The sequence below is a fragment of the Mycobacterium sp. 852002-51971_SCH5477799-a genome (genome assembly GCF_001667145.1).
Taxonomy (GTDB): Bacteria; Actinomycetota; Actinomycetes; order Mycobacteriales; family Mycobacteriaceae; genus Mycobacterium.
This window is the reverse complement of the sequence record NZ_LZIF01000106.1, coordinates 98,644-114,386: the sequence shown is the minus strand read 5'-3', so window position 1 is coordinate 114,386 and position 15,743 is coordinate 98,644. Positions and strand designations below refer to the sequence as shown.

Below are 15,743 nucleotides of genomic sequence, written 5' to 3'. Positions count from 1 at the left end.
AGCTGGCGACCGCCGCGAGGCACACGTGAAATCACCGCCTTTTAGACACATGTTTGGGTTGAAAACCGCTGGGTAGGAGGGCCGCTCGACGGTCGGCGCCCGTGCCTCGATGCGACCGAATGGCATAACGTGTGGTTGACTACACGGGCACTCCTGCGTTTAGCGTGGCGATGATGCGGGCCGGGACGGCCCGATAAGGAGCCGTGTATTCGGGTTCGTGCAGGCAGTTCGACCAATCAAGACAGTGACCGATCGGTGAAATGCGCCGAAAGGCCGCAAGAAGGATGAGGAAGCAAGGATGACGCTTGTCGACAGATTGCGTGGCGCCGTGGCGGGTATGCCGCGCCGGCTCGTCGTGGCGGCCGCGGGTGCGGCGCTGCTCTCGGGCCTGATTGGCGCCGTCGGAGGCTCGGCGACCGCCGGGGCCTTCTCGCGCCCCGGTCTGCCGGTGGAGTACCTGCAGGTTCCGTCCGCCGCAATGGGCCGCGACATCAAGGTTCAGTTCCAAAGCGGTGGCGCCAACTCGCCGGCGTTGTACCTGCTCGACGGTATGCGTGCGCAGGACGACTTCAACGGCTGGGACATCAACACCCCGGTGTTCGAGTGGTACCTCCAGTCCGGCATTTCGGTTGCCCTGCCGGTCGGTGGCCAGTCCAGCTTCTACTCCGACTGGTACAAGCCCGCCTGCGGTAAGGCCGGCTGCACCACCTACAAGTGGGAGACCTTCCTGACCAGCGAGCTGCCCGAGTACCTCTCGTCGCAGAAGCAGGTGAAGCCGACCGGCAGCGCCGTGGTCGGTCTGTCGATGGCCGGTTCGTCGGCGCTGATCCTGGCCGCCTACCACCCCCAGCAGTTCGTCTACGCCGGCTCGCTGTCGGCGTTGCTGGACCCGTCGCAGGGGATGGGCCCGTCGCTGATCGGTCTCGCGATGGGTGACGCCGGCGGCTACAAGACGGCCGACATGTGGGGCCCGAAGGAGGACCCGGCTTGGGCCCGCAACGACCCTTCGCTTCAGGTCGGCAAGCTGGTCGCGAACAACACCCGCATCTGGGTGTACTGCGGAAACGGCAAGCCGTCGGACCTGGGTGGGGACAACCTGCCGGCGAAGTTCCTCGAGGGCTTCGTGCGGACCAGCAACCTGAAGTTCCAGGAGGCCTACAACGGCGCCGGTGGCCACAACGCGGTGTGGAACTTCGACGCCAACGGCACCCACGACTGGCCCTACTGGGGCGCGCAGGTGCACGCCATGTTGCCCGACCTGCAGTCGACGCTGGGCGCCACCCCGGGTGCGGGTCCGGCTACGGCCGCGACCACCAACGCCGGTAACGGCCAGGGCACCTAAACACACCAAGCAGTACGACGAGCGGCGGGAACCCTTCGGGGTTTCCGCCGCTGGTCGTTTGCGGCGTGTGTGATTTGTTTCACTACCCGGCGCGCGGGGGAACTACGGCCCTGGCTAATGTGCTTTCAGCGACTACACGATGGAGGGTGGACATGACGGTCGTGCGGGGTATGTCGGCGCTTTTCCGGATGTTCTGGGTAGCCGTGCTTGCGGTCGGGTTGGCTTTCGCGTTGCAGACCGCGGCAACCGGCAAAGCCAGGGCGGCGGGCTACGAAAGCCTGATGGTTCCGTCGGCGGCGATGGGCCGCGACATTCCGGTCGCCTTCCTGGGCGGCGGCCCGCACGCGGTCTACCTGCTGGACGCCTTCAACGCGGCCCCGGACGTGAGCAACTGGGTCACGGCCGGTAACGCGATGAACACGCTCGGCGGCAAGGGCATCTCGGTGGTGGCCCCGGCCGGCGGCGCGTGGAGCATGTACACCAACTGGGAGCAGGACGGCAGCAAGCAGTGGGACACCTTCCTGTCCAGCGAGCTGCCCGACTGGCTGGCCGCCAACAAGGGACTTGCGCCCGGCGGCCACGGCGCCGTCGGCGCCTCGCAAGGCGGCTACGGCGCGATGGCGCTGGCCGCCTTCCATCCCGACCGCTTCGGCTTCGCCGGATCGCTGTCCGGGTTCCTCTACCCGTCGAGCACCAATTACAACGGCGCCATCCTGGCCGGCCTGCAGCAGTTCGGCGGCGTCGACGGCAACGGCATGTGGGGGGCCCCGCAGCTGGGCCGGTGGAAGTGGCACGACCCCTACGTGCACGCCTCGCTGCTGGCGCAGAACAACACCCGCGTCTGGGTCTACAGCCCGACGAACATGGGCGGCGACGATGCCGCGATGATCGGCCAGGCCGGCGCGGCGATGGGCAGTTCGCGGGAGTTCTATCAGCAGTACCGGAGCAATGGGGGCCACAACGGCCACTTCGACTTCCCCGGCGGTGGCGACAACGGCTGGGGTTCGTGGTCGGGGCAGCTCGGGGCGATGTCGGGTGACATCGTCGGCGCGATTCGCTAGCGGCGATCGCAAGCGCGGCGCAGCCGGGCGATGCGGGTCGGCGCGATTCGCTAGCGGCGATCGCAAGCGCGGCGCAGCCGGGCGATGCGGGTCGGCGCCAATTGGTGTAGCGGGTCGCTGCCCGGCCGGCCCACCCGGCCGAGCCGGTACCGTGTAGGGGGTGCAGCAGGGGTCGGGAGGACCGCGTAGCTGCGATCCATCGACACTGCTGGCAGGAGAACATGGCTACAAGCGCGCGGCGTAAGCGGCAACGCACCCTCGCTTGGATCGCCGCACTTTCGGTTGCTGCCGTCGTCCTGTTGGGCATCTTGGCCGCGGTGACCTTGTTGCGCGGGCACTCCTCGGAGCCCAGCGCGGTCCCGCCCGGGGTTCTGCCCCCGTCGTCGACCACGACGCACCCGCACAAGCCGCGGCCCGCGTCTCAGGACGCGTCCTGCCCTGACGTGCTGCTGGTCAACGTTCCCGGCACGTGGGAGTCCTCGGTGCAGGACGACCCCGGCAGCCCGGTCCAATTCCCCAACGCGCTGCTGCACAAGGCGATCGCGACCCTCACCGAGCAGTTTCCGTCGTCGCGGGTGCAGGCCTACACCACTCCGTACACCGCCCAGTTTCACAATCCGCTGAGTGGCGACACACAGATGTCCTACAACGCCAGCCGGGCCGAAGGCACCCGCGCGACCGTGCAGGCGATGACCGACATGAACACCAAGTGCCCGTTGACCAGCTACGTGTTGGTGGGCTTTTCGCAGGGCGCCGTGATCATGGGCGACATCGCCAGCGATATCGGCAACGGGCGCGGACCGGTCGACGACGACCTGGTACTGGGTGTGACGTTGATCGCTGACGGTCGTCGCCAGATCGGGGTGGGCAACGACATTGGGCCCAACCCGCCGGGGCAGGGCGCCGAAATCACGTTGCACGAGGTGCCCATCCTCTCCGGGATGGGCCTGACCATGACCGGGGAGCGCCCGGGCGGTTTCGGCGACCTCAACGGCAAGACCAATGAGATCTGCGCGCCGGGCGACCTGATCTGCGCCGCTCCGGAGGAGGCGTTCAGCATCGCCAACCTGCCGACCACGCTGAACACCTTGGCCGGCGGAGCCGGTCAGCCGGTCCACGCGCTGTACGCGACGACGCAGTGCTGGAGCATCGACGGCGCACCGGCGACCGACTGGACGCTCAACTGGGCTCACGGTCTGATTGCAAATGCGCCACAACCAAAACACGGATGATCGGCGCGCCCGGACACAGGCGTCAGGTGGCGGCTGCCGATGGCGATCAGCGGTACCTTGTGATTTGGTCTGCCGTAGGCGGCCCCGTAACATTAAGAGGAATTTAAGAGCTATCGGACCTTTGTCGCGCACTCAATCGGGTGGATGCTGGCTAGGGCTGGCACATCACCGGCGTTCCCCCAACGGGTGCCGTGCGAGGTCCGGCGCGTGATTTAGACATGTAACCGTCGGCGTGGCCGGCTGAGGAACGAAGCCGTCGGCGGAGCCGACCTAGGAACAAAGCGTCGGCCCAGCCGACCGAAAACAGGTGTGACAGGAGAGCGGCATGGTGTACCACAACCCGTTCATCGTGAATGGAAAGATCAAGTTCCCCGACAACACGAACTTGGTCAAGCACGTTGAGAAGTGGGCGAGGGTTCGCGGCGACCAGCTCGCCTACCGGTTCCTGGACTACTCGACCGAGCGCGACGGCGTCGAGTGTGACATCTCCTGGTCGGAATTCAGCGCCCGCAACCGCGCCGTGGGCGCCCGGCTCCAGCAAGTCACCCAGCCCGACGACCGCATCGCCGTGCTCTGCCCGCAGAACCTGGACTACCTCGTCGCGCTCTTCGGTGTGCTGTACTCCGGTCGGATCGCGGTGCCGTTGTTCGACCCGAGCGAGCCCGGCCACGTCGGCCGCCTGCACGCCGTGCTCGACGACTGCACCCCGTCGACCATCCTGACCACCACCGAGGCCGCCGAGGGCGTACGTAAGTTCATCCGCGCCCGTGCGGCCAAGGAGCGCCCCCGCGTCATCGCCGTGGACGCGGTACCCAACGAGGTCGCATCCACCTGGGTCCCGCCTGAGGCCACCGAGAACACCATCGCCTACCTGCAGTACACCTCGGGCTCCACGCGCACCCCGACCGGCGTGGAGATCACCCACCTGAACCTGCCGACCAATGTGCTGCAGGTGCTCAACGGCCTGGAGGGCAAGGAGGCCGACCGCGGCCTGTCCTGGCTGCCGTTCTTCCACGACATGGGGTTGATCACCGCGCTGCTGTCACCGGTGGTCGGTCACAAGTTCACCTTCATGACGCCGGCGGCCTTCGTGCGCCGGCCCGGCCGGTGGATCCGCGAGATGGCGCGCAAGCCCGAGGACGCACCGGACTGCGAGGTCATCACCGTGGCGCCCAACTTCGCGTTCGAGCATGCGGCGGTCCGCGGCGTGCCCAAGGAGGGTGAGCCGCCGCTGGACCTGAGCAACGTCAAGGCGATCCTCAACGGCAGCGAGCCGGTGTCCCCGGCGTCGATGCGCAAGTTTTACGACGCGTTCTCGCCTTACGGTCTGCGGGAGACCGCAATCAAGCCGTCCTACGGCTTGGCCGAGGCGACGCTGTTCGTCTCCACCACGCCGATGGACGAGGCGCCCACGGTCATCCACGTCGACCGCGACGAGCTGAACAAGCAGCGCTTCGTCGAGGTGCCCGCCGACTCGCCGAAGGCCGTCCCGCAGGTCTCCGCCGGCATCATCGGCGTCGACGAGTGGGCAGTCATCGTCGACCCCGAGACCGCGAGCGAGCTCCCGGACGGTCAGATCGGTGAGATCTGGCTGCATGGGAACAACTTGGGCATCGGCTACTGGGGCAAGGAAGAAGAGACCAACGACGTCTTCCGCAACATCCTCAAGTCGCGGATCAGCCAGTCGCATGCCGAGGGTGCCCCCGACGACGGCATGTGGGTCAAGACCGGTGACTACGGCACCTACCACAAGGGCCACCTCTACATCGCGGGCCGCATCAAGGACCTGGTCATCATCGATGGCCGCAACCACTACCCGCAGGACCTCGAGTACTCGGCGCAGGAAGCCAGCAAGGCGCTGCGCACCGGCTACGTGGCCGCCTTCTCGGTGCCGGCCAACCAGTTGCCGAAGGAAGTGTTCGACAACCCGCACGCCGGCATCAAGTACGACCCCGACGACGGCTCCGAGCAGCTGGTGATCGTCGCCGAGCGCGCCGCGGGTTCGCACAAGCTGGATTACCAGCCCATCGCCGACGACATCCGGGCCGCGATCGCCGTGCGCCACGGCGTCACCGTGCGTGACCTGCTGCTGGTGCAGTCGGGAACGATCCCGCGTACCTCCAGCGGCAAGATCGGGCACCGCGCCTGCCGCGCGGCCTACCTCGACGGGAGTCTGCGAAGCGGCGTCGGTTCGCCGACGGCCTTCGCCAGCTCCACCGACTGAATCTCTGAGGACCATGGCTGACACTGAGCACCCCGAAAACCAGACCCCGGGCCCAGGCGGGGAGGTGCCCGCCAAAAAGACCGACATGACCGTGCCCGAGATGCGCGAGTGGCTGCGCAACTGGGTGGGCCGTGCCGTCGGGAAATCGCCCGACGAGATCGATGAGTCGGTGCCGATGGTCGAGCTGGGCCTAGCGTCGCGCGACGCCGTGGCGATGGCCGCCGACATCGAGGACATGACGGGTGTGACCCTGTCGGTCGCGGTCGCCTTCCAGCACCCGACCATCGAATCGCTGGCCACCCGCATCATCGAGGGCGAACCCGAGGTCGCCGACGACGAACTCGACCGCGCCGACTGGACGCGTACCGGCCCGGCCGAGCGCGTCGACATCGCGATCGTGGGCCTGTCGACCCGGCTGCCGGGCGACATGAACTCCCCGGACGAGACCTGGGCGGCGCTGATGGAGGGCCGCGACGCCATCACGGATCTGCCCGAGGGTCGGTGGTCGGAGTTCCTCGAGGAGCCGCGCATCGCCCAGCGGGTCAGCACCGCTCGCACCCGGGGCGGCTACCTGAAGGACGTCAAGGGCTTCGACTCCGAGTTCTTCGCGGTCGCCAAGACCGAGGCCGACAACATCGACCCGCAGCAGCGGATGGCGCTGGAGCTCACCTGGGAGGCTCTCGAGCACGCTCGCATCCCGGCGTCGAGCCTGCGCGGCGAGGCCGTCGGTGTGTACGTCGGCTTCTCCAACAACGACTACCAATTCCTGGCGGTGTCGGACCCCACGGTCGCGCACCCCTACGCGATCACCGGAACGGCCAGTTCGATCATCGCCAACCGGGTGTCCTACTTCTATGACTTCCGCGGCCCGTCGGTGGCGCTGGACACCGCCTGCTCGAGCTCGCTGGTGGCGACGCATCAGGCGGTGCAGGCGCTGCGCAACGGTGAGTGCGACGTGGCGGTCGCCGGTGGCGTCAACGCGCTGCTCACGCCCTTGGTGACCCTCGGTTTCGACGAGATCGGCGCGGTACTGGCCCCCGACGGCCGGATCAAGTCGTTCTCCTCGGACGCCGACGGCTACACCCGGTCCGAGGGTGGCGGCATGTTCGTGCTCAAGCGGGTCGACGACGCCCGCCGCGACGGCGATCAGATCCTGGCCGTCATCGCCGGCAGCGCCGTCAACCACGACGGCCGGTCCAACGGTTTGATCGCCCCAAACCAGGACGCCCAGGCCGAGGTGTTGCGCCGGGCGTACAAGGACGCCGGGATCGATCCCCGCAACGTCGACTACATCGAGGCACACGGCACCGGCACCGTCCTGGGTGACCCGATCGAGGCAGAGGCGCTGGGCCGCATCGTCGGGCGGGGCCGCCCCGCCGACCGCCCGGCGCTGCTCGGCGCGGTGAAAACCAATGTGGGACACCTGGAGTCGGCCGCCGGCGCGGCGAGCCTGGCCAAGGTGGTGCTCGCGCTGCAGCACGACAAGCTGCCGCCGTCGATCAACTTCGCCGGCCCCAGCCCCTACATCGACTTCGACGGCATGCGGCTGAAAGTCGTTGACAGCGCCAGTGATTGGCCTCGCTACGGCGGTTACGCCCTGGCCGGCGTGTCCAGCTTCGGCTTCGGTGGGGCCAACGCGCACCTGGTGGTGCGGGAGGTTTTGCCGCGGGACGTGATCGAGCGTGACGCCGAGCCCGAGGCCCAAGTCATCGCGCCCGCCGACGCGGGCGAAGAACCGGCCGAGGCGCCGACGCTCGAGAGCCACTCGCTGCGCTTCGACGACTTCGGCAACATCATTCCCGACGCTTCCGAGGTCGCGGAGCCGGAGTACGAACTCCCCGGTGTGACCGACGAGGCGCTGCGCCTCAAAGCGATCGCGCTGGAAGAGCTTGCCGCACAAGAGGAGTCGGAGCCCACCAAGCCACTGATCCCGCTCGCGGTGTCGGCGTTTTTGACCTCGCGCAAGAAGGTCGCGGCCGCTGAGCTCGCGGACTGGATGGAGACCCCGGAGGGGCAGGCGTCCTCGCTGGAATCGATCGGCCGGTCGCTGTCGCGGCGCAACCACGGCCGCTCGCGCGCGGTGGTGCTGGCCCACGACCACGAAGAGGCCATCAAGGGCCTGCGCGCGATCGCCGAGGGCAAGCAGCGGCCAAACGTGTTCAGCACCGACGGGCCGGTGACCAGCGGTCCGGTGTGGGCGATGGCGGGTTTCGGTGCGCAGCACCGCAAGATGGGCAAAAACCTGTACCTGCGCAACGAGGTCTTCGCCGAGTGGATCGAGAAGGTTGATGCGCTGATCCAGGACGAGCGTGGTTACTCGGTGCTCGAGCTGATACTCGATGACTCCCACGAATACGGCATCGAAACCAGCAACGTCGTCATCTTCGCGATCCAGATCGCCCTGGGCGAGCTGCTCAAGCACCACGGCGCCAAACCCGCTGCGGTGATTGGCCAGTCGCTCGGTGAGCCTGCCTCGGCCTACTTCGCCGGTGGACTGTCGCTGGCCGACGCGGCCCGCGTGATCGCGTCGCGCTCGCACCTGATGGGCGAGGGCGAGGCGATGCTGTTCGGCGAGTACATCCGGCTGATGGCCTTGGTCGAGTACTCCGCCGACGAGCTCAAGACGGTGTTCGGCGACTTCCCCGGCCTGGAGGTGTGCGTCTACGCCGCACCCAGTCAGACCGTCATCGGCGGGCCGCCCGAGCAGATCGACGCGATCGTCGCCCGCGCCGAGGCCGAGGGCCGCTTCGCGCGCAAACTGCAGACCAAGGGCGCCGGGCACACCTCGCAGATGGACCCGCTGCTCGGCGAGTTCTCCGCCGAGCTGCAGGGCATCCAGCCGATGAGCCCGACCGTCGGCATTTTCTCGACCGTGCACGAGGGCAGCTACATCAAGCCCGGCGGCGAGCCGGTCCACGATGTCGCTTACTGGGTCAAGGGGATGCGGCATTCGGTCTACTTCACCCACGGCGTGCGCAACGCCGTGGACAGCGGCCACACCACCTTCCTGGAGCTCGCACCGAACCCGGTGGCGCTGATGCAGATCGGCCTGACCACCGCCGCCGCGGGATTGCATGACGCCCAACTGATTCCGACGCTGGCCAAAAAGCAGGACGACGTCGAGTCGATGATCTCGGCCATGGCGCAGCTCTACGTGCACGGTCACGACCTGGACATCCGCACCTTGTTCAGCCGTGCGCAAGGCCCCGAGGACTACGCGAACATCCCGCCAACCCGGTTCAAGCGCAAAGAGCACTGGCTCGACGTGCACTTCTCCGGCGACGGCTCGGTGATCATGCCGGGGACCCACGTCGCGCTGCCGGACGGTCGCCACGTCTGGGAGTACGCACCGCGCAACGGCGAGACTGATCTGGCCGCGCTAGTGAGATCCGCTGCGGCGCAGGTGCTTTCGGATGCTCAGCTGGTGGCGTCCGAGCAGCGCGCGGTGCCCGGCGCGGGCGCCCGCCTGGTGACCACGATGACCCGGCACCCCGGTGGCGCCTCGGTGCAGGTGCACGCCCGCATCGACGAATCCTTCACCCTGGTCTACGACGCGCTGGTGTCGCGGGCCGGTCAGAGTGTGGCCGCGTTGCCGACCGCGGTGGGCGCCGGGGCGACCATCGCCGCCACCACCACGAGCGGCGCGGTTGAGGCACCCGCGGCGCCGGCCGAGGAGGACGACGCCGAGACGCTCTCGGACAGCCTGACCAACCGCTACCTGCCGTCCAGCGTCGGCAGGTGGACACCGGATTCCGGTGAGACCATCGGCGAGCGGCTTGGCATGATCGTCTCGGCGGCCATGGGTTATGAGCCCGAGGACCTGCCGTGGGAGGTGCCGCTGATCGAGCTGGGCCTGGACTCGCTGATGGCGGTGCGGATCAAGAATCGCGTCGAATACGACTTCGACATGCCGCCCATTCAGTTGACGGCCGTGCGCGACGCCAACCTGTATGCCGTCGAGAAGCTGATCGAGTACGCGGTCGAGCACCGCGACGAGGTCCAGCAGCTGCACGAGCACCAGAAGACGCTGACGCCCGAGGAGATCGCCAAAGAGCAGGCCCAGCTGCTCAGCGGGGCGACGCCGGCGTCGGTCGCCGCACCAGCACCGGACCCGCAGGCCGAGCCCGAGACTCAGCCGGCTTCGCCGTCGGACGCGACGATCCCGCCGCCCCCGACGGATCCGTCCGGCCCGAAGGGCGCGGCGACCAACGGCGCGAAGCCGGACCTCGCGGCAGCGCTCAGCCAAGAGGCGGTGGCCAAGGCTCTGAATTCCGATGTGCCGCCACGTGATGCCGCCGAGCGGGTCACCTTCGCCACGTGGGCGATCGTCACGGGCAAGTCGCCGGGCGGCATCTTCAACCCGCTGCCCAAGCTCGACGAGGACAGCGCGGCCAAGATGGCGCAGCGGCTCTCGGAGCGCGCCGAGGGCGCCATCACCACCGAGGATGTCCAGACGTCGGAGACCATCGAGGCGCTGGCCGAAAAAGTCCGCCAGTATTTGGAGGCCGGTCAAATCGACGGCTTCGTCCGCACCTTGCGGGCCCCGCAGCACGAGTCGCAGGTACCCGTGTTCGTGTTCCACCCGGCCGGCGGTTCGACCGTGGTCTATGAGCCGCTGCTGAAGCGGTTGCCGGCGGATACACCGATGTACGGCTTCGAGCGCGTGGAAGGCACCGTCCAGGAACGGGCCGCGCAGTACGTGCCGAAGCTGTTGGAGATGAACGCGGGCAAGCCGTTCATCCTGGCCGGGTGGTCGCTCGGCGGCGCGCTGGCCTACGCGTGCGCGATCGGTCTGAAGCGGGCGGGCGAAGACGTGCGGTTCGTCGGGATGATCGACACCGTGCGCGCCGGCGAGGAAATCCCGCAGACTCAGGAGGAGACCCGCAAGCGCTGGGACCGGTACGCGAAGTTCGCCGAGCGCACTTTCAACGTCGAGATCCCCGCGATTCCCTACGAGCAGCTCGAAGCGCTCGACGACGAGGGGCAGGTCAAGTTCGTGCTCGACATCGTGCAGCAGAGCGGTGTGCAGATTCCGGGCGGCATCGTCGAGCACCAGCGGACGTCCTACCTGGACAACCGGGCGCTCGAGACCGTCCGGATCGAGCCGTATGACGGGCACGTGACCCTGTACATGGCCGATCGCTACCACGATGACGTCATCGAGTTCGAGCCGCGATATGCGGTTCGCCAGCCCGACGGCGGCTGGGGCGAGTTCGTGGCCGACCTCGAGGTCGTGCCGATCGGTGGCGAGCACATCCAGGCCATCGACGAACCGATCATCGGCAAGGTCGGTGCTCACCTCGCCGGCGTGCTGAATAAGGTGGAGGCCGAAACCAGTCAGACGAGTGAGGTGGGCAAGTAGTGACGGAGACCGTGCCAGCTCCGGAGGCAGCTCCCATTCAGCACACCACCGCCGAGAAGCTGGCCGAGCTCCGGGCACGCCTGGAACTGGCCAAAGAGCCCGGGGGTGAGAAGGCCGTCGCCAAGCGCGACAAGAAGGGCATCCCGAGCGCCCGCGCGCGGGTGCACGCTCTGGTCGACCCGGGCACCTTCCTGGAAGTGGGGGCGCTGGCCAAAACGCCCAACGACCCGAACGCGCTTTACGGTGACGGCTGCATCACCGGCCACGCCATGATCGACGGCCGTCCGGTCGGGGTGTTCTCCCACGACCAGACCGTGTTCCAGGGCACGGTCGGCGAGATGTTCGGCCGCAAGGTCGCTCGCCTGATGGAGTGGTGTGCGATGGTCGGCTGCCCGATCATCGGCATCCAGGACTCGGGTGGCGCCCGCATCCAGGACGCGGTCACCTCGCTGGCCTGGTATGCCGAGCTGGGCCGCCGCCACGAGGCGCTGTCCGGGCTGGTGCCGCAGATCTCCCTCATCTTCGGCAAATGCGCTGGGGGAGCGGTGTATTCGCCGATCCAGGACGACCTGCTGGTCTCGGTGCGCGACCAGGGCTACTTCTTCGTCACCGGCCCCGATGTGATCCGGGAAGTCACCGGCGAGGACGTCACCCTCGACGAGCTCGGCGGCTCGGACGCGCAGGCCCGCTACGGCAACATCCACCAGGTGGTGAACTCCGAGGCCGAGGCGTTCCAGTACGTTCGTGACTTCCTGTCGTTCCTGCCGTCGAGCGCCGTCAGCGAGCCGCCGATCGTCAACCCGGGCCTGGAGCCGGAGACGACCCCGACCGATCTGGAGCTCGACACGATCGTGCCGGACTCGGACAACATGGCCTACGACATGCACGAGATCCTGTTGCGGATCTTCGACGACGGTGACTTTCTCGAGGTCGCCGCCCAGCACGGGCCGGCCATCATCACTGGGTACGCCCGGGTCGACGGACGCCCGGTGGGGGTGATCGCCAACCAGCCCATGCACCTGTCGGGATCGATCGACAACGAGGCCTCCGACAAGGCGGCGCGCTTCATCCGGTTCTGCGACGCGTTCAACATCCCGCTGGTCTTCGTGGTGGACACACCGGGCTTCCTGCCCGGCGCCGAGCAGGAGAAGAACGGCATCATCAAGCGCGGCGGCCGGTTCCTGTACTCGGTCGTGGAGGCCGACGTGCCGAAGGTGACGATCACCGTCCGCAAGTCATACGGCGGCGCCTACGCCGTCATGGGGTCCAGGCAGCTGACCGCCGACTTCAACTTCGCCTGGCCGACCGCGCGCATCGCGGTGATCGGCGCCGAGGGGGCCGCGCAGCTGCTGATGAAGCGGTTCCCCGACCCGACCACGCCCGAGGCGCAGCAGATCAAGAAGGACTTTATCGAGGGCTACAACCTGAACATGGCGATCCCGTGGACCGCCGCCGAGCGCGGCTTCATCGATGCCGTCATCGACCCGCACCAGACCAGGCTGCTGTTGCGCAAGTCGATGAAGCTGCTGCGGGAAAAGCAACTGTGGTTCCGCACGGCGCGGAAGCACGGCCTCATCCCGATCTAGTCCTCGAGCCGTAGCGCGCCGTCCGCCAGTTCGTCGAAATGCTCCAGCGCCTCGTCGGAGTCGGCATCGATACCGCGCAGCGCCCCGCGATCGGCGAGGTAGCGCTGCGTGTACAGCCGCGCGACAAGCGCCTTGCGCTCACCACCGCGGGTGGCGCGCTCCCAGGCTGCCTGCTCGATGAGCAACGCACCGGCATAGACGTCACCCATGAATCGGGTCAGCGCAAACAGCCGCGCCTCGGCCAGCTGCCTGTCGAGCTTGGTCCACGCGGTGATCGCCGCGTCGAGGTCCTCGATGCGGCCCGCGACCAGCCGGGTGGCTTCGCCGTCATCGGCTACCGAGACCGCATCGCGCAGCCGGGCCAACAGCGTCTCGTGCGCGCGGGTCTGCTCGATTCCGCGTCGCACATCCAGACACAGAATGTTGTCCGGACCCTCCCAGATGGTGTTCACCTGCGCGTCGCGCAGCAGCCGCGCCACCGGCCAGGTTTCGATATAGCCGTTGCCGCCGTGGATTTCGATCGCATCCGAGGCCGCGGTGATCCCCAGCCTGCACACCTTGAGCTTGGTGACCGGCACGGCGATGCGTTGACGCATGCTGCGCGGCTGACGGTGGTTGGTGGCGCCGGTGCCGTCGAACACCAACGCCTGCGCGGCCTCGACATCGACGATCATCTCGGCGAGTTTGCGTCGCATCAGCGGCTTGTCGATGAGCGCGCCGCCGAACGCCCGGCGTTGCCGGGCGTAACACAGCGATTCGACCAGCGCGCGTCGCGCATTACCGAGCCCGAACAAGGCGATGCCCAGGCGGGCGGCGTTGGTCAGCTCCATCATGCGTCCCAGCCCCTTGCCGTCCGACGGACCGGCGGCGGCGTCGGTGGGCTCACCGGACAGCAAAAACGCTTCGGCGTCGACGAATTCGACCTCACCCGAGGCCACCGAGCGGGTGCCCAGCTTGTCCTTCAGCCGCCGGACGCGGACCCCGTTGCGCGAGCCGTCGCGGCGGGTCCGCAGCACCAGGAAGTTGGCGACGCCTCGCGAAGTATCCGGCGCACCTTCGGGTTTCGCCAGGACGACGAACGCCTCCCCGGCGCAGTTGGATGCGAACCACTTGAAGCCGTTCAACAACCACGCGTCGCCGTGGCGGGTCGCGGTGGTCTCCAGCGCGCCCAGATCGGAGCCGCCGGTGCGTTCGGTCAGCAGCTGCGCCGTCTCGCCGGCCCACTCGCCCGAGGCGAATCTGGCCAGCACGTGCTCGGCCACATCGGGTGGCGCGTAGGCGGCCACCAGCGACTGCACCATGCCGCCGCCGGTGCCCAACGCGCAACCCATGCCGATATCGGCTTGGTTGAGAAGGTAATTCGACGCGAACATGGGCAGCGACGAGCTGATCTTCGCCGAGCGGGCCTCGGTTCGCAGCGCCTGCTGAGCGTCCAGGACTGCCCGCTTGGACTGCGTGAAGGAGGACGGCATCACCACCTCGCTGATGTCGTGACCCCACCGGTCGTAGCGCTGCAGCTGCGGTGGGTTGCGATCCGTCTCTTCGGCCCACCGGGCCACCGGGCCGCCCATCAGTTCGCCGATGCGCATCAGGTGGCGTTCGGCCAGTTCCAATTCCTCGGGCTCCAGGTAGTAGGCCATGGTGAACCGCAGCGTCGGATCGGTGAGGTACCAATTGAGCCCGACGGCTCCGCTGTAGTTCTCCGTCGCGTAGCGCTGGGATTTCTCGGCGGTGGCAAACGGCAGTCGGTCCACCGCTTCAACGGCGTAGTCGCTCATGGGTCAGACGCTACGCGCCGGGCAGATCGTCTCCTCGTGTCATCCGCCCGGGGCGCTGAGGAAGATCAGCCGGAAATTGCCGACCTGGAGCACGTCACCGTTGGTCAGCACCGCAGAGTCGACGGCGACGCGGTTGAGGTAGGTGCCGTTCAGGCTGCCGAGATCGACGACGCGGAATTCGCCGTTCGCGGCGTGGAATTCGGCGTGCCTGCGGCTGACGGTGATGTCGTCGAGAAAGATGTCGCTGGCCGGGTGCCGGCCCACGTTCGTCACCGGCTGGTTCAGCTCGAACTTCGCCCCCACGTTGGGACCCCGCTTCACCACGAGCATGGCCGAGCCGCGGGGCAGCGTCGCCGCTTCGGCGACGGCCGACGATGTGTCGATTTCGGCGCGCGGGTCTGCAGGCAGTACCGAACCGATGTCGCCGGTGGCTTCACCCGGCGGGATTGGTTGCTGTCTTGTCTCCTCGTATGGCGCCGACACCGTTTCCTCTCGCGCCGTCGATACCTCCATCGCAACATTTGCCGCGAGCGTCAAGATAGGGACCGAAGTCCCTGTTTCGTCCGGCGCGGTTGTGACCGGAGCGTGTCGGCGGTGTTACGCGCGCACCGGCACCAGGAACTCCGACGTGTAGAACTCGCCCGGGTTTTGTGAGTTCGGATTGGGCCGCTCGATAATGAGCCATACACCGGTCGTGCCCGGGCGAATGGTGTCGATGACGGTGGCCGTTCCGTTTCCCGCGCCGTCGAGATCCATGCCCGTGAAGGCGGTTCCCGGGTCCCCGGGTCCACACGTCGACGACGACGGGCGCGGTTCTTCGATGAGGCCGACGTCGTAATGCATGCCCGGCTCGGGCCCATCGGCCAGATGCACCTCGGCGACAGCCCGGTTCTCGCTGGTGCGGACGATTGCCGACCCGGTGCCGAGCATCGGACCGGGCACCTTGGGGGCAATGGCGACCTTGCTGAAATCGCAACGCCGCAAGTAATTGTCGAACACGACGGTGGTGCCGCCGCCCTCGGCGGCCGCGGTCCCGATGGCCAAACTCGAGGCCGGGGCGATCAGCAGCGTGGCCGCGACCGTGCAGGTTCCCAGGCGTGTCAGCGTGTGCATTTGGGCCCACCCTTTTCCGTGGTGTGAAATAGATCACAGCGGAAT

General features: G+C 67.7%; 9 protein-coding genes. 6 read left to right on the top strand and 3 right to left on the bottom strand.

Going from position 1 to position 15,743, the window contains the following annotated elements; all coding sequences use genetic code 11:
- The first annotated feature begins 298 nt into the window (after window positions 1-298).
- From ag85A to A5753_RS16190, 6 genes are all read left to right on the top strand, one after another.
- Window positions 299-1,342, top strand: coding sequence for a diacylglycerol acyltransferase/mycolyltransferase Ag85A (gene ag85A, locus A5753_RS16215; protein WP_067130043.1), 1,044 nt, complete (start codon window positions 299-301; stop codon window positions 1,340-1,342).
- A 161-nt stretch (window positions 1,343-1,503) separates the two neighbouring features.
- The gene (locus A5753_RS16210; RefSeq protein WP_067130182.1) at window positions 1,504-2,403 is read left to right on the top strand and encodes an esterase family protein; all 900 of its coding nucleotides are present in this window, start codon (window positions 1,504-1,506) and stop codon (window positions 2,401-2,403) included.
- 221 nt (window positions 2,404-2,624) lie between these two features.
- Entirely contained in the window at window positions 2,625-3,635 is a 1,011-nt protein-coding gene (locus tag A5753_RS16205) for a cutinase family protein (RefSeq protein ID WP_067130040.1), read from the top strand.
- A 325-nt stretch (window positions 3,636-3,960) separates the two neighbouring features.
- Window positions 3,961-5,859 (top strand): long-chain-fatty-acid--AMP ligase FadD32, encoded by a 1,899-nt coding sequence (gene fadD32 / locus A5753_RS16200; RefSeq protein ID WP_067130037.1) that lies wholly within the window; start codon window positions 3,961-3,963, stop codon window positions 5,857-5,859.
- Between the two features lie 13 nt (window positions 5,860-5,872).
- Entirely contained in the window at window positions 5,873-11,221 is a 5,349-nt protein-coding gene (gene pks13 / locus A5753_RS16195; RefSeq protein WP_067130033.1) for a polyketide synthase Pks13, read from the top strand.
- Between the two features lie 11 nt (window positions 11,222-11,232).
- Window positions 11,233-12,807, top strand: a complete 1,575-nt coding sequence (locus A5753_RS16190) for an acyl-CoA carboxylase subunit beta (RefSeq protein WP_156656134.1) — start codon at window positions 11,233-11,235, stop codon at window positions 12,805-12,807.
- Here A5753_RS16190 and A5753_RS16185 read toward each other — a convergent pair.
- From A5753_RS16185 to A5753_RS16175, 3 genes are all read right to left on the bottom strand, one after another.
- Window positions 12,804-14,585, bottom strand: coding sequence for an acyl-CoA dehydrogenase family protein (locus tag A5753_RS16185; protein WP_067130027.1), 1,782 nt, complete (start codon window positions 14,583-14,585; stop codon window positions 12,804-12,806). The two genes, A5753_RS16190 and A5753_RS16185, sit on opposite strands and share 4 nt — an antisense overlap.
- Before the next feature lie 39 nt (window positions 14,586-14,624).
- Window positions 14,625-15,098 carry an FHA domain-containing protein gene (locus tag A5753_RS16180; protein ID WP_197694719.1) on the bottom strand — a complete coding sequence of 158 codons (474 nt, stop codon included), beginning with the start codon at window positions 15,096-15,098 and terminating at the stop codon, window positions 14,625-14,627.
- A gap of 84 nt (window positions 15,099-15,182) precedes the next feature.
- Window positions 15,183-15,698 (bottom strand): hypothetical protein, encoded by a 516-nt coding sequence (locus A5753_RS16175; protein ID WP_067130024.1) that lies wholly within the window; start codon window positions 15,696-15,698, stop codon window positions 15,183-15,185.
- Window positions 15,699-15,743: the final 45 nt, after the last annotated feature.

Coding starts and splice junctions, on each gene's coding strand:
- ag85A (WP_067130043.1), top strand. CDS start 299: ATGACGCTTGTCGACAGATTGCGTGGCGCCGTGGCGGGTATGCCGCGC.
- A5753_RS16205 (WP_067130040.1), top strand. CDS start 2,625: ATGGCTACAAGCGCGCGGCGTAAGCGGCAACGCACCCTCGCTTGGATC.
- fadD32 (WP_067130037.1), top strand. CDS start 3,961: ATGGTGTACCACAACCCGTTCATCGTGAATGGAAAGATCAAGTTCCCC.
- pks13 (WP_067130033.1), top strand. CDS start 5,873: ATGGCTGACACTGAGCACCCCGAAAACCAGACCCCGGGCCCAGGCGGG.
- A5753_RS16185 (WP_067130027.1), bottom strand. CDS start 14,585: ATGAGCGACTACGCCGTTGAAGCGGTGGACCGACTGCCGTTTGCCACC.
- A5753_RS16180 (WP_197694719.1), bottom strand. CDS start 15,098: ATGGAGGTATCGACGGCGCGAGAGGAAACGGTGTCGGCGCCATACGAG.
- A5753_RS16175 (WP_067130024.1), bottom strand. CDS start 15,698: ATGCACACGCTGACACGCCTGGGAACCTGCACGGTCGCGGCCACGCTG.